Annotated in this window: 15 protein-coding genes and 1 tRNA gene; 9 read left to right on the top strand and 7 right to left on the bottom strand. The window is 58.8% G+C overall.

Going from position 1 to position 17,212, the window contains the following annotated elements; genetic code table 11:
• Nucleotides 1–63 precede the first annotated feature (63 nt).
• From pdxH to SULPSESMR1_RS08740, 4 genes are all read left to right on the top strand, one after another.
• Complete coding sequence (gene pdxH / locus SULPSESMR1_RS08755; protein ID WP_089422241.1) at nucleotides 64–669, top strand: pyridoxamine 5'-phosphate oxidase; 606 nt, start codon at nucleotides 64–66, stop codon at nucleotides 667–669.
• 114 nt (nucleotides 670–783) lie between these two features.
• A complete protein-coding gene (locus SULPSESMR1_RS08750; RefSeq protein ID WP_089420467.1) occupies nucleotides 784–1,326 on the top strand; it encodes a cold-shock protein in 543 nt (180 codons plus the stop codon).
• 2 nt (nucleotides 1,327–1,328) lie between these two features.
• Entirely contained in the window at nucleotides 1,329–1,799 is a 471-nt protein-coding gene (locus tag SULPSESMR1_RS08745; protein WP_089420466.1) for a DUF192 domain-containing protein, read from the top strand.
• Nucleotides 1,800–1,862: 63 nt separating this feature from the next.
• A tRNA-Pro gene (locus SULPSESMR1_RS08740) sits at nucleotides 1,863–1,939 on the top strand.
• A gap of 63 nt (nucleotides 1,940–2,002) precedes the next feature.
• On the opposite strand, the gene SULPSESMR1_RS08735 is transcribed toward SULPSESMR1_RS08740, so the two are convergent.
• Nucleotides 2,003–2,467, bottom strand: coding sequence for a hypothetical protein (locus tag SULPSESMR1_RS08735; RefSeq protein WP_157728992.1), 465 nt, complete (start codon nucleotides 2,465–2,467; stop codon nucleotides 2,003–2,005).
• Nucleotides 2,468–3,006: 539 nt separating this feature from the next.
• On the opposite strand from SULPSESMR1_RS08735, the gene SULPSESMR1_RS08730 reads away from it, so the two are divergent.
• Complete coding sequence (locus SULPSESMR1_RS08730) at nucleotides 3,007–6,654, top strand: vitamin B12-dependent ribonucleotide reductase (RefSeq protein ID WP_089420464.1); 3,648 nt, start codon at nucleotides 3,007–3,009, stop codon at nucleotides 6,652–6,654.
• Between the two features lie 357 nt (nucleotides 6,655–7,011).
• On the opposite strand, the gene SULPSESMR1_RS08725 is transcribed toward SULPSESMR1_RS08730, so the two are convergent.
• From SULPSESMR1_RS08725 to SULPSESMR1_RS08715, 3 genes are all read right to left on the bottom strand, one after another.
• A complete protein-coding gene (locus SULPSESMR1_RS08725; protein ID WP_089422239.1) occupies nucleotides 7,012–8,295 on the bottom strand; it encodes a TRAP transporter large permease in 1,284 nt (427 codons plus the stop codon).
• The gene (locus SULPSESMR1_RS08720; protein ID WP_089422240.1) at nucleotides 8,288–8,806 is read right to left on the bottom strand and encodes a TRAP transporter small permease; all 519 of its coding nucleotides are present in this window, start codon (nucleotides 8,804–8,806) and stop codon (nucleotides 8,288–8,290) included. Before SULPSESMR1_RS08720 ends, SULPSESMR1_RS08725 begins: the two co-directional genes overlap by 8 nt.
• Before the next feature lie 69 nt (nucleotides 8,807–8,875).
• A complete protein-coding gene (locus SULPSESMR1_RS08715; protein WP_089422238.1) occupies nucleotides 8,876–9,829 on the bottom strand; it encodes a TRAP transporter substrate-binding protein in 954 nt (317 codons plus the stop codon).
• Between the two features lie 386 nt (nucleotides 9,830–10,215).
• Here SULPSESMR1_RS08715 and SULPSESMR1_RS08710 point away from each other — a divergent pair, with 386 nt between their 5' ends.
• Together SULPSESMR1_RS08710 and SULPSESMR1_RS08705 are read left to right on the top strand one after the other, a co-directional pair.
• Nucleotides 10,216–11,310 (top strand): carboxynorspermidine decarboxylase, encoded by a 1,095-nt coding sequence (locus SULPSESMR1_RS08710; RefSeq protein ID WP_089420463.1) that lies wholly within the window; start codon nucleotides 10,216–10,218, stop codon nucleotides 11,308–11,310.
• A gap of 29 nt (nucleotides 11,311–11,339) precedes the next feature.
• Nucleotides 11,340–12,578 (top strand): saccharopine dehydrogenase family protein, encoded by a 1,239-nt coding sequence (locus SULPSESMR1_RS08705; RefSeq protein ID WP_089420462.1) that lies wholly within the window; start codon nucleotides 11,340–11,342, stop codon nucleotides 12,576–12,578.
• 70 nt (nucleotides 12,579–12,648) lie between these two features.
• Here the strand turns inward: SULPSESMR1_RS08705 and SULPSESMR1_RS08700 are convergent, their stop codons facing one another.
• Nucleotides 12,649–13,131: an RNA polymerase sigma factor gene (locus SULPSESMR1_RS08700; protein WP_089420461.1), complete on the bottom strand. Its 483-nt coding sequence runs from the start codon at nucleotides 13,129–13,131 to the stop codon at nucleotides 12,649–12,651.
• A gap of 231 nt (nucleotides 13,132–13,362) precedes the next feature.
• Here SULPSESMR1_RS08700 and SULPSESMR1_RS08695 point away from each other — a divergent pair, with 231 nt between their 5' ends.
• Nucleotides 13,363–13,617, top strand: coding sequence for a hypothetical protein (locus SULPSESMR1_RS08695; protein WP_089420460.1), 255 nt, complete (start codon nucleotides 13,363–13,365; stop codon nucleotides 13,615–13,617).
• Between the two features lie 46 nt (nucleotides 13,618–13,663).
• Here the strand turns inward: SULPSESMR1_RS08695 and SULPSESMR1_RS08690 are convergent, their stop codons facing one another.
• A complete protein-coding gene (locus SULPSESMR1_RS08690; protein WP_089420459.1) occupies nucleotides 13,664–15,202 on the bottom strand; it encodes a trimethylamine methyltransferase family protein in 1,539 nt (512 codons plus the stop codon).
• Nucleotides 15,203–15,653: 451 nt separating this feature from the next.
• On the opposite strand from SULPSESMR1_RS08690, the gene SULPSESMR1_RS08685 reads away from it, so the two are divergent.
• Complete coding sequence (locus SULPSESMR1_RS08685; protein WP_089420458.1) at nucleotides 15,654–16,232, top strand: outer membrane protein; 579 nt, start codon at nucleotides 15,654–15,656, stop codon at nucleotides 16,230–16,232.
• 79 nt (nucleotides 16,233–16,311) lie between these two features.
• Here SULPSESMR1_RS08685 and SULPSESMR1_RS08680 read toward each other — a convergent pair whose 3' ends face one another.
• Entirely contained in the window at nucleotides 16,312–17,166 is an 855-nt protein-coding gene (locus SULPSESMR1_RS08680) for a TPM domain-containing protein (RefSeq protein WP_089420457.1), read from the bottom strand.
• Nucleotides 17,167–17,212: the final 46 nt, after the last annotated feature.

The raw sequence follows: 17,212 nt of genomic DNA, 5'->3' as shown, positions 1-17,212 counted from the left end.
GCGGTGTGTTACACTGGTGCAAATCGGGGCATGAACGATTTGAAGGTATCCAAGGGGACAGAAATGGCGGAACGCAGTGGAAAATTCGCAGGGAACGATCCCTTTGCTTTGGTACGCAGCTGGTTGGCCGAGGCCGAGGCGTCGGAAATAAACGACCCCAATGCCATTGCGCTGGCAACGGTGGACGCAACTGGCCTGCCCAATGCGCGGATGGTTCTGTTGAAAGACATCACCGACGATGCGTTCATTTTTTACACCAACTATGAAAGCGTCAAGGCGCAGGAACTGGAGCATGCAGGGACTGCGGCCTTTGTCATGCACTGGAAATCGCTGCGCCGTCAGGTGCGGGTGCGCGGCACTATCACCCGCGAGGACGGAGCGCGGGCGGACGCCTATTATGCCTCGCGGTCGCTCAAAAGCCGACTGGGCGCTTGGGCCTCTCGGCAAAGTCGTCCGCTGAAGAACCGCGCGACGCTGATGGCCGAGGTCGCAAAAGTGACCGCACAGCACGGCACCAACCCCAAACGCCCGCCGTTCTGGGGCGGCTACCGGATCACGCCGGTCGAGATAGAATTCTGGGCGGATGGTGATTTCAGGTTGCACGACAGGTACAGATGGCGGCGGCAAACCGAAGCCGAACCATGGGAGATCAACCGCCTGAACCCGTGAATCTCGCGCAGCGCGAAATGCAGAATACTGATTTTTATAATCTTTTCACGCTTGAAAAGCAGAGTCTAAATCGTGCAAGTCTTGCGGATGAAAAATGCTGGAACAGCCGGACGTATGAAAGACGACCTCGTGGAAGATGAAGACTCACAACTCGAATCCGTCACCGGGCTGGTCAAATGGTTTGACCCGGTCAAAGGGTTCGGCTTCATCATTGCTGACACCGGCGGGCCTGATATATTGCTGCACGTCAATGTGTTGCGCAATTTCGGACAAAGTTCGGTCGCGGATCAGGCGCAGGTAAATGTAACCGTTCAGAACACCGAACGCGGCGTTCAGGCGGTCGAGGTTTTGTCGATCGTCCCACCCCACGGCACCGAAAGCGATCAGGCGTTGGCGGATCTGGCCGAGATCGGCATCGTGGATGTTCCGTTGCTGCCGGGGCGGGTCAAATGGTTCGACAAGGGCAAGGGGTTCGGCTTTGCCAATGTCTTTGGCCAGCACGATGATGTGTTTTTACACGTCGAGGTGTTGCGCCGGTCGGGGCTGGCTGATCTGCAACCGGGCGAAGCCTTGGCAATGCGGGTGATTGATGGCAAACGTGGTCGCATGGCCGCCGAAGTTCACGCTTGGGAGGCGGCGCTGTCAAAGGACGACTGACAATGCGCTGCACTTTGTTTACCGGTCTTTTTCTGATCTTTGGCGCCAATGCGCTTTGGGCGGCCTGTTCGGACGAAGCCGTGGACCTGCGCGGGGACTGGGGCCGGGCGCGGTTCAATGTTGAAATTGCCGACGATAATGAAGAACGCGCGCAAGGGCTGATGCACCGGAGCAAAATGGCGCAATCGGCGGGAATGCTGTTTGTCTATGAAAGCCCGCGCCGCATGTCGTTCTGGATGCGCAATACGCTGATCGAACTGGATATGCTGTTCATTGATGCGCAGGGCGTGGTGCAGCACATTCACCACCGCGCGATACCGCTGGACGAGACGCCGATTTTCGGGGGCGAGAATCTGTTGGCGGCGTTGGAAATCAACGGTGGTCTGGCCGAAAGGTTGGGCATCACCGAGGGCACTCAGGTGCGCCATCCGACCTTCTCAGACAACGATGCTGCGTGGCCTTGCACAGAATAGAACGGATTGCGCGCTTTTGCTCTTTTCAATCGGCGGGGTGGTCGTTATGCACCGCGCATGGTTCGGGGTGTGGCGCAGCCTGGTAGCGCACCTGTTTTGGGTACAGGGGGTCGGAGGTTCGAATCCTCTCGCCCCGACCATATAAATCCCACGATATTTGATCTTTTACGGCACGCGCCAAGCGCGCGCCGGATCAGGCATGTTCAGTCGATGGATTTGCCACCGGCGGCGCGCATCATCTGGTCCAGCAACTGGTCCAGTTGGCGGTCTTTATAATAGATGCGCCGCGAATTGCCGGATTTCTGCGGCACCTCGGCAAAATAGCTGAATTCGATCATCGAGCTGTCGGGCCCTGCATCGGTGCGGCGCTGCTGCTTTTGCATGACCACGGTGGGGGTTTTCAGCGCACCGTCATATTCCAGCAACAAGAACGCGGCGAAATCGGGTGTGGGCAGAGTACGGCACTGAACGATTCCCCGCGACGGCGTCGCCAACGTGTCACCGGGTGAGTCGCAAGCATCACGGAATGCTTCGTGCAGCACTTCCGGGTCTTCCGAGAAAAATGCGCGCCGGACCGGCAAATCTTGTGGGTTGCTTACGATTGTCTCTACATATTGTGGAGAACAGGCCGCCAATAAGATAGGCAACAGTGCCGTGATCGGTTTCATAAGCGTGCCCTTTTTGCCATTTGCACCCAGACGACCATAAATGCCAACCAAGGACAAATCGTTTCACGCCGCAGCGCAGAAGGAGGGGATGAAGCTGGGGACAACTTCATGAACAACCTCATGTGTTTGGGCTAAGCTTGCCAGTGTATTCAGAAATTCCCCACCCTGCCTGTGGGTAACATTTCGAAGCTTTTCCACCGCGAGAACCGGCTGAATCACTCTGGCGGTGGAACGCGCCGAACGATAGATACGGTCAAGTCCCGAGCGGTCAAAAAAATTCTAAAAATTTCGTTGACGCAAGGCCGTCTGATACGTCAGGTTGTGCAGACACCATCAGTCACCACAACATTTAGTGGACAACACTAAGAGCAGACTGATGACACCGGGACAGAGTATTAACGTCAGATACGACGAATCCCATGCTGGAAATTTGCATTTCAGCTGGCCAGTACGTGTCTGTTTTCAACCCGGCCGGAGACCCAAGCGGACCGCTGCAACGTCAGCGTTTCAAATTGAAAAGCTGGACATGAGGCAGCGCGATGAAAATTGACAGAAAGTTTACCCAAGCCGGAGCAGATGCCTACGCATCCTTGGATTTCATTACGACCGTTTCCGAAATCCGCAATCCCGACGGGACAATCGTCTTTCATCTCGACAACGTCGAAGTGCCATCATCGTGGAGCCAGGTGGCCAGCGACGTCATCGCGCAGAAATATTTCCGCAAGGCCGGCGTGCCCAGCAAGGTCGAAAAAGTAAAAGAAGAGGGCGTTCCCGAATTCCTGTGGCGCTCGGTTCCGGCAAAAGGCGCCGAGATGGGCGGCGAGACGTCGTCCAAGCAGGTGTTCGACCGTCTGGCAGGCGCTTGGGCGTACTGGGGTTGGAAGGGCGGCTATTTCTCGACCGAGGCCGACGCGCAAACCTATTACGACGAAATGCGCCACATGCTGGCGACCCAGCGCGCGGCACCCAACAGCCCACAGTGGTTCAACACGGGCCTGCACTGGGCCTACGGCATCGATGGTCCGGCACAGGGCCATTACTATGTGGACTACCAGACCGGCAAACTGACTCGTTCCAAATCCTCATACGAACATCCGCAACCGCACGCCTGCTTTATCCAGTCCGTGGCCGACGATCTGGTGGGCGACGGTGGCATTATGGACCTGTGGGTGCGTGAAGCGCGCCTGTTCAAATACGGCTCGGGCACCGGCACCAACTTTTCCAGCCTGCGCGGCGAAGGCGAGAAACTGTCGGGCGGAGGCAAGTCCAGCGGCCTGATGGGTTTTTTGAAAATCGGTGACCGTGCTGCTGGTGCGATCAAATCGGGCGGTACAACACGCCGCGCCGCCAAGATGGTGATTGTCGATGCGGACCACCCCGACATCGAGGATTTCATCAACTGGAAAGTCATCGAAGAGCAAAAAGTGGCAAGCATCGTCGCAGGCTCGAAGATGCACGAACAGAAGTTGAACGCGCTGTTTGCCGCGATCAGGGCATGGGACGGCGCCGAGGCAGACGCCTATGATCCCAAGGTGAACGAAGGACTGAAAGCCGCCATTCGCGATGCCAAAAAGGTCGCGATCCCCGAGACATACATCAAACGCGTGCTGGATTACGCCAAGCAGGGCCACACCAGCATTGAGTTTCCCACATATGACACCGATTGGGATTCCGAAGCGTATAGCTCGGTGTCGGGCCAGAACTCGAACAACTCGATCCGCGTGACCAACGCATTCCTGACGGCTGTTGAAAAAGACGCCGACTGGGAGTTGATCAGCCGCACCGACAACCGCGTGACCAAGACGATCCGCGCCCGCGATCTGTGGGAACAAGTGGGCCATGCCGCATGGGCCTGTGCCGATCCGGGCATCCAGTACCACGACACCGTAAACGAATGGCACACATGCCCCGCTGACGGCGCGATCCGCGGCTCGAACCCCTGTTCGGAATATATGTTTCTGGACGACACCGCCTGCAATCTTGCGTCGATGAACCTGCTGACGTTCCTCAAGGACGGTGAATTTCAGGTCGAAGATTACATGCATGCCGCGCGTCTGTGGACCGTGACGCTGGAAATCAGTGTTATGATGGCGCAGTTTCCGTCGAAAGAGATTGCGCAGCGGTCCTATGACTTCCGCACGCTGGGTCTGGGTTATGCCAACATTGGCGGTCTGCTCATGAACATGGGCTACTCCTATGACAGCACCGAAGGGCGCGCGCTGTGTGGTGCGCTGACGGCGATCATGACCGGCGTGGCCTATGCCACTTCCGCCGAAATGGCCGGCGAGCTGGGGTCGTTTCCAGGCTATAAGAAAAACGCCAAGCACATGCTGCGCGTCATCCGCAACCACCGCAACGCAGCCTATGGCAATGACGAGGGTTATGAGAAGCTGGCGGTGAAACCGGTGCCGCTGGACGTTGCCGGATGCCCCGACATGCGTCTGGTCGAGATGGCGCAGACCACTTGGGACGAGGCGCTGGCCTTGGGCGAAAAGCACGGCTATCGCAACGCCCAGACAACGGTGATCGCGCCCACAGGCACCATCGGTCTGGTGATGGACTGCGACACCACAGGTATCGAGCCCGACTTTGCACTGGTGAAGTTCAAAAAGCTGGCCGGTGGCGGTTATTTCAAGATCATCAACCGCTCGGTGCCTGCGGCACTGGAAAAGCTGGGCTACGGGTCGGCGCAGATCGAAGAGATTGTCAGCTATGCGGTGGGCCACGGCACCATCGGCAACGCACCCGGTATCAACCACACCTCGCTGACCGGTCACGGGTTTGGCCCGAACGAGTTGGCCAAGGTCGATGCCTCGCTGGAAAGCGCTTTTGACATCCGGTTTGTGTTCAACCAGTGGACCCTGGGCGAAGAGTTCTGCACCAAGGTGCTGGGCATCCCTGCGGACAAGCTGAACGATCCCACCTTTGATCTGCTCCGCCACTTGGGCTTTAGCAAACGCGACATCGAACTGGCCAACGACCACGTTTGCGGCACCATGACACTGGAAGGCGCGCCATTCCTGAAGCCCGAGCATTACGCGATTTTCGATTGCGCCAATGCCTGCGGCAAAAAGGGCAAGCGGTATCTGAGCGTCGACAGCCACATCTATATGATGGCCGCCGCGCAATCGTTCATCTCGGGCGCGATCAGCAAGACGATCAACATGCCCAACGATGCCACGATCGTGGATTGCCAAAAGGCCTATGAACTTAGCTGGTCGCTGGGTGTGAAGGCCAACGCGCTGTACCGTGACGGATCGAAACTGTCGCAACCGCTGGCGTCGGCACTGGTCGAAGACGATGAAGAAGCCGAAGAGACATTGGCATCGGGTTCGGCGCAGGAAAAAGCCACGGTGCTGGCCGAAAAGATCGTTGAAAAGATCATCGTCAAAGAGATTGTCAAATCGCACCGCGAAAAGATGCCCGAGCGTCGCAAGGGCTATACCCAAAAAGCCATCGTTGGCGGCCACAAGGTTTACCTGCGCACCGGCGAATATCAGGATGGAAATCTGGGTGAAATCTTTATCGACATGCACAAAGAGGGTGCCGGTTTCCGCGCCATGATGAACAACTTTGCCATCGCGGTGTCAGTTGGTTTGCAATACGGTGTGCCGCTGGAAGAGTTTGTGGATGCCTTTACCTTCACCAAATTCGAACCTGCGGGCATGGTTCAGGGCAACGACAGCATCAAGAATGCGACGTCGATCCTGGATTACATCTTCCGCGAACTGGCTGTGTCCTATCTGGATCGCACCGATCTGGCGCATGTGCAGCCCGAAGGGGCGTCATTCGACAGCATCGGGCGCGGTGTCGAGGAAGGTGTCAGCAACCTGAGCGAGATCAGCGAAACCGCCGCCAGCCGGTCGCTGGAAGTGCTCAAGCAAATCTCGTCCACCGGTTATCTGCGCAAACGTCTGCCGCAGGATCTGACACTGTTGCAAGGCGGTATGGCCGACCCTGTCGTGTCCCTGCAAACGCTGGTGCCCCAAGTGGCCACCGGCACGGGCGGGGCCAGCATGGCGACAACCGCCGTGGCGTCGGGCGGGGTCAGTCTGGATGCGCGGACCAAGGCAAAGATGCAGGGCTATGAGGGGGAAGCCTGCGGCGAATGTGGCAACTATACGCTGGTGCGCAACGGCACCTGCATGAAATGCAACACCTGCGGCGGCACGTCCGGCTGTAGTTGACAAAGAGATCACGTTTCCCTTGGCGGAAAACGTGCAAGGGGGTCCGGCCATCCCAAATAATGCCAGACCCCCGACGACATAGGGTGGGGCGGAATATTGTCCTTCCCACCTTGACACGGGGCGGGTGCGCTCGCCCCCTGACGACGTTCAGGCCGCAGGCAAAAAAATTTCCGAGCGGTTAACATATTGAGCCTGAACGGCGAGACTTCAGGGGAGGGCTTCGGCTCTCCCTTTTTTCATGTATTCAGTAGCTTGCAGTGCGTCGTTTATCCGAATCTTCAGGATTTGGCTGATCGTGCCTGTTCGCCTTTTCGGTTTTCAGTTCAGGCGTGCAGCAGGCGCATGTTATCCATACCGTCAAAAGCCGCTGACCCGTGGCAGCCAAGTGCTGAGAACCGGAACGAATGTCAGCAGCATCAGCACAATGAAGTTCGCCAGAAAAAAGGGCGGCATTTCGCGTATCAACGCGGCTGGCTTGAGATTTGCCGCCGCCGAGACGACAAAGATCAGACTGCCCACCGGAGGTGTCGTCAGGCCCAGCGTCAGGTTTACAATGACGACGATGGCAAAGTGATCGGGTGCAATCCCCAATGCGTGGCTGATCGGGGCAAGAATCGGCACAAGGATCATGACGCCGGGAAGCGGGTCCATGAACAGGCCGAAAACCAGCATCAGCACGTTGACGGCCAACAGGAACAGAATGGGCGACAGGTTCCACGCAATGATCGTCTCGGCCAGGAACTGTGGTACGCCTTCGATCACCAGAACCCAGGCAAAGGCACGCGCAGCCCCCAAAATCAGCAGCACGGCGGCGCTGACCAGTGCGGCGCGCAGGATGATGGCAGGCAGATCGCGCAGGCGCAGTGCGCGGTAGATGAACATGCCGCAGAACAGCGCATAGAACACCGCGATCACCGAGGCTTCGGTGGGTGTGAAAATACCGCCGCGGATGCCGCCGACGATCAGAACGATCAGGCCCAGTGCGGGCAGGGCCATCGCGGTGGTGCGCAGCATCTCGACCGTGTCGGGGCGTGTTTCGGTGCTGCGAAAATCGCGTTTCCAGCTGACATATCCGTTCGTCGCCAGATTACCCAAGGCCAGCAACAGACCCGGAATGACCCCCGCCATGAATAGCGATCCAACCGACACTTCCTGATCTTGCAGCGCATAGATGATCATCACGATTGATGGTGGAATGATCGGGCCGACCACAGCGCTGGAAATTGTCAGAGCGCCGGCATAGGGCCGGTCATAGCCGCCCTTTTCCATCATACGGATCATCATGGCACCGGGGCCTGCCGCATCGGCCAGCGCTGATCCTGAAATGCCCGCGAACATGGTAGACGAGATCACGTTGGCATAGCCCAATCCGCCGCGCAAATGCCCCACGAATTGAGAGGCAAACCGCAGCAGCGTGTGGGTGATCGCGCCGCCGGTCATGATCTCGGCGGCCAGAATAAAGAACGGGACTGCCAGCAAAGGAAAACTGTCGAGGCCCGAGAACATCTCTTTGACGACGACAATCTCGGGGTAGGAACTGCCCAAGGCGATGGCGGCAAAGACGGAAATAGCCATCGCAAAGGCCACCGGCAGGCCCAGAATCATTAGCCCGAACAAAGAGATAAACAGGATTTCAGCCATTTGCAGCACCCGGCGCATTTTCAGTCGCGCCGTCGGCTTGCTTGTACAGCCCCGCGTGAATGAACGGTTTGGCGATCAACAGCAGATGCACGATCAACAGGCTGAAACCCACAGGCATCGCGGCATAGACATATCGAAACGAAAGCCGCAGGGCAGGGGTTTGCTGAAAGCGGGCGCGTTCCATATATTGCCAGCCAACATAGACCATGAACCCGAAAAACAGCAGCAGCGTCACCACGATGGCCGCGCGCAGCAGCTTTTGGGAACGGGTGCTGATGAAATCATGCAGGTTAGTGATGGCCACATGCCCGCCCATCCGCAGCGCCAGTCCGGCCCCCAGGAACGTCATCCAGATCATCAGATATCGCGCCGCTTCGTCTGCCCAAGGCAGTGAATGGTTTGTCGTGTAGCGCAGCGCGACATTCGCGCCGACAATCAACGTCATCGACGCCAACAGGCCAATCACTGCCACTTCGTTGAGCGACACAAATATTCGTTCGATCCTGCGCACCATTCCCTCCGGCAATGACAAAAGCGGCCGAAAGCTTGCGCTCCGGCCGCTTGGATTACAGCATGCGGATTATTCTGTCGCCGAAATACGGTCGATCAGGTCTTTGCCGTAGGTTTCGTAGTAGCCTTCATAGGCGCTTTCGACCGATGCGCGGAACGCTGCCTTTTGCTCTTCGGACAGTTCATTCACTTCCATGCCGCGCTCTTTCAGCGTCTCGACGCCGCTTTGCTCGACATCATCCACAAAACCGCGCATGGCAACGACGGCTTCGGTTGCGCCTTCTTCAAAAGCGGCTTTTTCCTCGTCCGACAGACCATCCCAGAACGGTTTCGAGATCAGCAGCATGGCGGGCGAATAGACGTGGCCCGACAGCGTCAGGTATTTTTGCACTTCGTTCAGTTTAACCGAAACGATCACCGAAAGCGGGTTTTCCTGACCGTCGATTGTCCCTTGTTGCAGGGCTCCGATCACTTCGGGCCATGCCATCGGCGTGGGGGCCGCACCCAGCGCGTTGAATGCGGATAGGTGAACGGGGTTTTCCATCGTGCGCAGCTTCATGCCCGCCAGATCTTCGGGTGTCTCGATGGGATTGCGGTTGTTGGTGATGTGGCGGAACCCTTGTTCGCCCCAAGCAACTGCGACCAGTCCGGCACCGTCGAAGTCGGCCAGAATTTCCTGACCTACCGGGCCGTCCAGCACGTTGCGTGCGTGTTCGAGGCTGCGGAACAGGAACGGAATGTCGGTCACGCCTGTGGCGGGGACAAAGTTGCTGAGGGTACCGGTCGAGACAATTGTCGCCTCGACGGTGCCAAGTTGCAGACCTTCGACCACTTCACGCTCGCCGCCCAGACCGGACGAGGGGAAATGGCGGAACTTGAACTTGCCGTCGGTTTTGGCTTCGACGACTTCCTGCCACTTTTCTGCGGCGACGCCGTAGTGTGAATCCGGTGCCAGTGCGTAGCCGATTTTGACTTCTGTTTCGGCGCTTGCAACGCCTGCTGAAATTGTAGCGACAACAGCCATCAGGGCCGTTTGGCGTATCTTGTTGAAAAACATATTTTCCCTCCTCCAAGGTCTTCGTAATCTCTTCGAATTGCTACCTTGCGCTCCGGAGCATGGCAATGGCCGAAGCTAAGATTGCGCGGGTCATTGGTACCGTTTTCAGTAAACGCGGATGCAGCGCCTTGGCGATTTGGCACAACTTGTGCCCAAGGTCGTGTTTCTGCCTGTGCCCGTCCGCGCGACCCACGCGCGCGTTTTTGCAAGATTGTACAACGCGGGGATTGTAACAGGCTGGGCCACCGGCGCTGGTTCCAACTGACTGCGCAACATGGGCCAATGCACTTGCCATAGCGCGTTCGCCGCCTTAGGTGGGCGCCTTGAGACACGGCACCAAGGGGAGCACGCCCATGCAAACGCCCTATTACCTGATCGACAAATCCCACCTGTTGAAGAACATGGAAAAAATCGCGTGGCTGCGCGCGGCTTCGGGGGCGAAATCCCTGCTGGCGTTGAAATGTTTCGCCACCTGGTCAGTGTTCGATTTCATGGCGGAGTATATGGACGGTTCGACCTCGTCCTCGCTTTACGAAGTGCGCTTGGGGTCCGAGAAGTTCGGCGGAGAAACCCATGCCTATTCCGTGGCTTACGCCGATCACGAGATCGACGAGGTGTTGACCCAGAGCGACAAGATCATCTTCAATTCAATCGGCCAGCTACAGCGGTTCGACATCCAATCCCAAGGGCATGTGCGCGGTCTGCGCGTCAATCCGGGTGTGTCCACCTCGGGTTTTGATCTTGCCGACCCTGCGCGCCCCTTTAGCCGTTTGGGCGAACATGACCCCGACCGGATCGCCGCCGTGGCCGACAAGATCAGCGGCCTGATGTTTCACAACAACTGCGAAAACGACGATTTCGAGCGGTTCGACGAGATGCTGACCCTGATCGAGGACCGTTTTGGCGCGATCATCACGCAGATGGATTGGATCAGTCTTGGCGGCGGCATCCATTTCACCGGCGAAGGCTATCCGTTGGACCGTCTGGCGGCGCGGCTGAAGGGCTTTGCCGAAGACAACGGAGTACAGGTCTATCTGGAACCGGGTGAGGCCGCGATCACGGGGGCTGCGACGCTGGAAGTGACCGTGCTGGATACGCTGCACAACGGCAAGGATCTGGCCATCGTCGATGCTTCGATCGAGGCCCATATGCTGGATCTGCTGATTTACCGCGAACCGGCCAAAGTCAGCCCCGACAGCGGTGATCATGCGTGGATGATCTGCGGCAAATCCTGCCTTGCGGGCGATATCTTTGGCGAATTCCGCTTTGACAAACCGATCAAACCCGGTGACCGGATTTCATTTCAGGACGCAGCCGGTTACACAATGGTTAAGAAAAACTGGTTCAATGGGGTGAAGATGCCCGGCATCGCCATACGTGAACTGGACGGAACCCTGCGCATGGTGCGCGAATTCGATTACGCCGACTTTTTGGCGGCTCTTTCCTGAACACCAAACATAAGAGGTCTCTTGGATACATGAAACGCAATGTTCTTATCATCGGCGCAGGTGGCGTCGCTCAGGTCGTGGCGCATAAATGCGCGCAAAACAACGATGTGTTGGGGGATTTGCATATCGCTAGCCGGACGGTTTCGAAATGCGAGGCCATCATCCAGAGCGTGCACGACAAGGGCGCGATGAAACAGGACGGCGTGTTCAAGGCCCATGCGGTGGATGCGATGAACACCGCCGCTGTGGTCGATCTTTTGAAAGGCACGGGCGCGCAGATCGTGATCAATGTCGGTTCGCCCTTTGTGAACATGACTGTTCTCGAGGCGTGTATTCAGGCGGGTGTTGCCTATATCGACACTGCGATTCACGAAGATCCGGCCAAAATCTGCGAAACCCCGCCGTGGTACGGCAACTATGAATGGAAACGCCGTGAGGATTGCGCGGCGGCCGGTGTGACGGCGATTTTGGGCGCGGGTTTTGATCCCGGGATGGTCAATGCCTTTGCCCGTTTCGCGGTGGATGAATACATGGATGACGTCAAATCCATCGACATCGTCGACATCAACGCGGGCAGCCACGGCAAGTATTTCTCGACCAACTTCGACCCCGAGATCAACTTTCGCGAGTTTACGGGCACCGTCTATAGCTGGCAGCAAGGCGCTTGGCAGGAAAACAGCATGTTCGAGGTGGGCCGCGAATGGGATCTGCCCGTCGTTGGCAAGCAAAAGGCCTATATGTCTGGCCATGACGAGGTGCATTCGCTGGCGGCCAACTATCCGCAGGCCGATATCCGGTTCTGGATGGGCTTTGGCGATCACTACATCAACGTCTTTACCGTGCTGCAAAACCTTGGTCTGTTGTCCGAACAGCCCGTGGTGACCGCCGAAGGGCTGGAGGTTATCCCGCTGAAAGTAGTCAAGGCTGTGCTGCCCGATCCGTCCAGCCTTGCGCCGAATTATACCGGCAAGACCTGCATCGGTGATCTGGTCAAAGGCACCAAGGATGGCGCCGAGGCAGAAGTGTTCGTCTACAACGTGGCCGACCACAAAGAAGCCTATGAAGAGGTGGGCAGCCAAGGCATTTCCTATACCGCAGGCGTGCCGCCGGTGGCCTTTGCCATGCTGATCGCGGATGGCACCTATGACGTGGCCAAGATGGTCAACGTCGAGGAACTGGACCCCAAGCCGTTGTTCGCGCTGCTGGATGACATCGGCCTGCCGACGCGGGTCAAGGATGCCAACGGCGACCGGGCGTGGAACGCATGACCTGAGGGGGGGCGATGCGATGCGCCCCCCTTTTTTCGGCAGGATTAAGGCGCGGGCTTATTGGCTGGTGTCACTTAACTGCTTCATCCATCTCACCTTCCAACATGCGCCGCAGTCTTGCCCGTGCGCGGGCCAGACGCGACATGACTGTGCCTTGGGGCAGGCCGGTCAGTTGTGCCAGACGGGCCGGTGACGTCTCGCCCGCTGCGACCAGCCGCAACAGGTCGGCCTGATCGCGAGGCAGCGTTTCGATGGCACTCAATGTGTCCGCATAGTCCAGCCGCATGGGCGCATCGGGCAGCACCGTGGCATGATCTTCCTCCAGCTCCTCGGTCACCGGCGCACGCCGCCACGCCATCCGCGCCTGATTGGTCAGCGTGCGCATCGCATAGGCGGGCAGGTCGTCGATCGGCCCGCCATGGCGCGCGCGCAGGATCAGGCGCAGCAGGGTCTCTTGCACCAGATCGTCGGCGGCGCTGTGTGAACGTGTCAGCCGACGCGCACGGCGGGTCAGCATTGGGATGAGGCGGGACAGGGGTGCTTGTGTTGTCATGGCGCGACCTAACCCTGCGTTGCACACGCTGAACAGACGGGGGTTTCTTGCCGGTTTTCCAAAGCGGGGCTTTTTGGGCGACGGCTTGCCGAGGTCTTTGTCGCAGATCGGCGCGGTGCCGCGCGTGGGGTATGGTGGTCAGCCCGTCAGGGACGCGATGCGCCGTTTTCGCATCAAACCCTATGAGTGCCCAACGAGGCCTCGTGACTTGAAACCTAAAGGAGTACCATCATGACCAAATTCAGCACATTTGCCGCAGCCGTTGCCGTTGCTGCATGCCCCGTGATTGCCAGTGCAGACACGCTGTCAGAGTTGGATGCCAATCAGGACGGGTTTTTGACACTGGACGAAGTGCAGTCGGTCAATCCCGAGATGACGAGCGACCAGTTCATCACGCTTGATCTGGATGCCAACGGGGCGCTTGACGAAGAGGAAGTCGCCGCCGCAACCGAAAGCGGAATGCTGCCCGCCCCCTCGGAAGGCTAACGCCTTGGGCGTCCGGCTTAACCCCGAGCCGGACGCCATTTTGTATCTATGCTGGCAGGTGAATGTTGAACTTTGCCCGTATCGCCGCATCCAGCGCCGGATCGAACCGCGCGGCGGATCGTTCCGACAGGATTTCGTTCTTGCGCTCTGTGGCCCGCGCGATCAGATCGGGTTTGCCGCGCTCGGCCCATTCTTTGGGCGAAGTGCGATCGCCAAGGGCAGGATAGACGTTGTCCATCTCCATCCGGCCCAGCGTTTCGGCGGTGCCAAGATAGTGCCCCGGACCGCCCATGCACACGGCCTCCATCTGGTCCAGCGCCATCGTCTCGTCGGTGACTTCGATGCCGCGCACACAGCGCATTGCCTGACCGATCAGATCGTCGCCTATAATCAGGCTTTCGTGACAGAACCCCAGCAGCGATGCGTGCATCCCCGCCGCCTCGTAAACCATGTTCAGCCCCGACAGCCCCGCCATCACGTTTGAACACATCTGTTCCCATCCGGCCTGCATGTCGGGCAGTTTGCTGTCGGCAATGCCTGCCGCGGCTCCTCCGGGCAGGTCGTAGAAACGATGCATCTGCGCGCAGCCTGCCGTCAGCAGCGCCTGTTCGCCCGATCCGCCGGTCATCGACCCTGTGCGCAGGTCCAGATCAAAAGGCCAGGTGCCAAAAATCGCGGGCGCCCCCGGCTGAACCGCGTGGACATAGACCAGACCCGCCAGACATTCCGCCACCGCCTGCACGATCGCGCCCGCGATACTGCCCGGAGCGGTGGCCCCCGACATGCCTGCAGACAGCAGCAGCACAGGCATGCCGTGTTTGATGCACGCCTCCATCACCAGACAGGATTCGGTGGCGAATTTCATTGGTGGTACGACAAAACAGTTGGAATTGCTGACAAAGGGCCGTTCGCGCCACGCCGCTTCGCCGCCTGCAATCAAGTGCAGCATCTCGATGGCGGGGGCGACAAAGGCGGGGTCGGTGAATGATACACCGACGTGTTTGGTCGTGCCGGATGTGCAGGCATAGACCGAATTCATGTCCATCTCGAAGTTGTCAAAGATGTCTCGACAAACCATCGGACGCTGTACGAAATGGATATTGTCCAGCCGGTCGCAGATGCGCGCGGCGTCGTGCAGATCTTGCACCGTGCTTTCGCGGTAGCTGCGGCCATCCGGTTCGACCATATGCACCGCAGCCCCTGCGGTGCCATAATGAACGCGGGTGCCTGACAGATCCAGATCATGCAACCCGTCGCGGCTGTGCAGGGTCAGCGTGCGGTTGGCTTTGGCAATGGTGTCTTCAACCAGCGCACGCGGAAAGCGGATGCGCCCGTCGTCGCCCAGAGCCGCCCCCGCAGCCGTCAGATGGGCCACGCCCGAAGGCGGCGCATCCGCCAGCCCGATACGTTCCAGCGCATCAAGGGCGGCGGTGTGAATGCGCAAGACATCCGCGTCGCTGAGGGGGGTGTACTGTCCACCCGACATTCCGGCGCGGATGGGGCGCAGGTGGTCGGCCAACGGGGCAGCGCGTGCGGCGCGGCGCGCAGCGCGGCCACCTGTGCGCGAGGGGGAATGATCGTTCATGGTGCAATTTCCGTGTGCAAGAGAATGGGGCAGGGTTGATCGGTGGCAAATCGCTAGGGCCTGCCGCGTGCGGCGCGTCCGCGTTCGGCACCAATTGTGCGCACAACAAGAGCGATTTTACACAGATCAGCCTGCATCCCAGTCTCCTTGGCAGAGCGCCAAAAGCGGCGATCCTGTACGGGGTGAAACGATCCTGCGCCTGTGCGTGCCGGTCTGTCCTGCCCGTTTGCGACATAGGGTCGCAATCGGACCACGGCTGATCACCGCTTAACGGCCCGCCGCCCTGCGCGGGTTCCCGCCTTGGATTGCAGAACACGAAAATGTGGGTGGAACTTAACCCCGCAAATGGCGTTTTGCTCACAGTCCGTGGAAACACAACGCTGCGTGCAGAAACCTGCACTGCGGTGTCTACGGCGAAGCATGCTTAAGAAATGAAACTAGGAGCAACACAATGAAACGTATCGTTTACGCAGGCGCACTTACACTGGCTGCCGCAGCCCCGCTTTATGCTGGCGCCCCCGCTGATCCGGTGATCGAAGCACCGGTTATCGTGCCCGCAACACCCGCATACACGGGTGGCGACTGGACAGGCTTCTATGCTGGTGGCCAACTGGGCTATGCCGACATCGACGGCACCGGCGCGGCGGATGGGTCCGGTGGCACATACGGTGTGCACGGCGGTTACAACTACGACTTTGGTCGTTTCGTACTGGGCGGCGAGGTCGATTACGACCAGCTCGACATTGATCTGGGCGGCGGCGGCACAGCCGACAATGTTGCACGCCTGAAACTGAAAGCGGGCTATGACCTTGGCCGCACTCTGGTCTATGCCACAGCCGGTGCCGCACGTGCGGACACATCGGTTGGCAGCGACAACGGTGAATTCTACGGTCTGGGCGTCGCCTACAAAGTGAATGATCGTTTCACCATGGGCGGCGAAGTGCTGGAGCACAGCTTTGACGACATCGCAGGTTCGGGTTTGGACGCGGACGCGACCTCATTCACACTGCGCGGTTCGTACAACTTCTAAGCGCAATGAATCGTCAGGATGCCCTATGGGCGTCCTGACCACATGAACACGACTGGCGGCGGCATGTCGGGCGGGTGGTTTACCACTTGCCGGACGCGCCGCCGCCGCTGCTTGAGCCTCCGCCAAACGAGCTGCTGCTTGACGATGAAGAGCTGCGTGTGGCCGACAGCATCGGCACCATGATAATTGCCGTATCCCCGAAATCGCAGTTGCTACAGGATGTTGTACGCTCTTTCTTGCCCTTCGAAGTGCGGGTGGCCGCGTCGATCGTCCTGTCCTTGATTTGCAACGATCCGCGCGTCCCGCAGGATGGGCATTTGCGCAATTTGAGCCGGATCTTGCCCTGGAAGATCAGCGCGACCAACCCCAGCGGAATGATTGAAAGCCACCACAAACCGCCGCCGCCCTCGGCTGGTGCTGCGGGTTCGGGGGGTGGTGTGTTGGCGGCAAAGGGGCGGGCGATCACGTCGATGGTGGCGCTGACGCCTTGGGCTATGCCCGCGGGGTAATCGCCGTCCCTGAACCCGGGCAAAAAGGCATCTTGGACCACGGCGTCGGCTACATCGTTCCAACCGTCGCCAAAGCCGGCACCCAATTCCAGCCGCATCGCCCTGTCTTCGGGAAGGACCAACACCATGATCCCGTCGTTGCGTTCGGCATTGCCCACGCCCCAGTGGTTGAACAGGCCGGTGGCAAACTGCTCGAGCGTGCTGTCGGGGTCATAGGTTTCCTGCCGCGTCAGGGTGACGACTGTCATTTCGATGCCGGTGTCGTCGCGCAATGCGTCTAGCTGTGCCGAAATCGCAGCCTCGGTGTCGTCGGGCAGGATGTCGGCAAAGTCGTTGACGGTGATGGAATTGTAATCGGGATAGAATTGCGCGCTGGCCAGCGCTGGCCAGAGCACCAATGCAAGGGTCGCAACGATCCGCTTCATGGCAAAACCTTTCCTTAAAATAGGAACAGGTTAAATCAAGATTGCG

Source organism: Pseudosulfitobacter pseudonitzschiae (genome assembly GCF_002222635.1).
GTDB lineage: Bacteria > Pseudomonadota > Alphaproteobacteria > Rhodobacterales > Rhodobacteraceae > Pseudosulfitobacter > Pseudosulfitobacter pseudonitzschiae_A.
This window is presented reverse-complemented; position numbering and strand designations above follow the sequence as displayed.

What these genes read in the sequence shown, in the direction of transcription:
- pdxH (WP_089422241.1), top strand. Translation starts at nt 64, where the DNA reads ATGGCGGAACGCAGTGGAAAATTCGCAGGGAACGATCCCTTTGCTTTG.
- SULPSESMR1_RS08750 (WP_089420467.1), top strand. Translation starts at nt 784, where the DNA reads ATGAAAGACGACCTCGTGGAAGATGAAGACTCACAACTCGAATCCGTC.
- SULPSESMR1_RS08745 (WP_089420466.1), top strand. Translation starts at nt 1,329, where the DNA reads ATGCGCTGCACTTTGTTTACCGGTCTTTTTCTGATCTTTGGCGCCAAT.
- SULPSESMR1_RS08735 (WP_157728992.1), bottom strand. Translation starts at nt 2,467, where the DNA reads ATGAAACCGATCACGGCACTGTTGCCTATCTTATTGGCGGCCTGTTCT.
- SULPSESMR1_RS08730 (WP_089420464.1), top strand. Translation starts at nt 3,007, where the DNA reads ATGAAAATTGACAGAAAGTTTACCCAAGCCGGAGCAGATGCCTACGCA.
- SULPSESMR1_RS08725 (WP_089422239.1), bottom strand. Translation starts at nt 8,295, where the DNA reads ATGGCTGAAATCCTGTTTATCTCTTTGTTCGGGCTAATGATTCTGGGC.
- SULPSESMR1_RS08715 (WP_089422238.1), bottom strand. Translation starts at nt 9,829, where the DNA reads ATGGCTGTTGTCGCTACAATTTCAGCAGGCGTTGCAAGCGCCGAAACA.
- SULPSESMR1_RS08710 (WP_089420463.1), top strand. Translation starts at nt 10,216, where the DNA reads ATGCAAACGCCCTATTACCTGATCGACAAATCCCACCTGTTGAAGAAC.
- SULPSESMR1_RS08705 (WP_089420462.1), top strand. Translation starts at nt 11,340, where the DNA reads ATGAAACGCAATGTTCTTATCATCGGCGCAGGTGGCGTCGCTCAGGTC.
- SULPSESMR1_RS08700 (WP_089420461.1), bottom strand. Translation starts at nt 13,131, where the DNA reads ATGACAACACAAGCACCCCTGTCCCGCCTCATCCCAATGCTGACCCGC.
- SULPSESMR1_RS08695 (WP_089420460.1), top strand. Translation starts at nt 13,363, where the DNA reads ATGACCAAATTCAGCACATTTGCCGCAGCCGTTGCCGTTGCTGCATGC.
- SULPSESMR1_RS08690 (WP_089420459.1), bottom strand. Translation starts at nt 15,202, where the DNA reads ATGAACGATCATTCCCCCTCGCGCACAGGTGGCCGCGCTGCGCGCCGC.
- SULPSESMR1_RS08685 (WP_089420458.1), top strand. Translation starts at nt 15,654, where the DNA reads ATGAAACGTATCGTTTACGCAGGCGCACTTACACTGGCTGCCGCAGCC.
- SULPSESMR1_RS08680 (WP_089420457.1), bottom strand. Translation starts at nt 17,166, where the DNA reads ATGAAGCGGATCGTTGCGACCCTTGCATTGGTGCTCTGGCCAGCGCTG.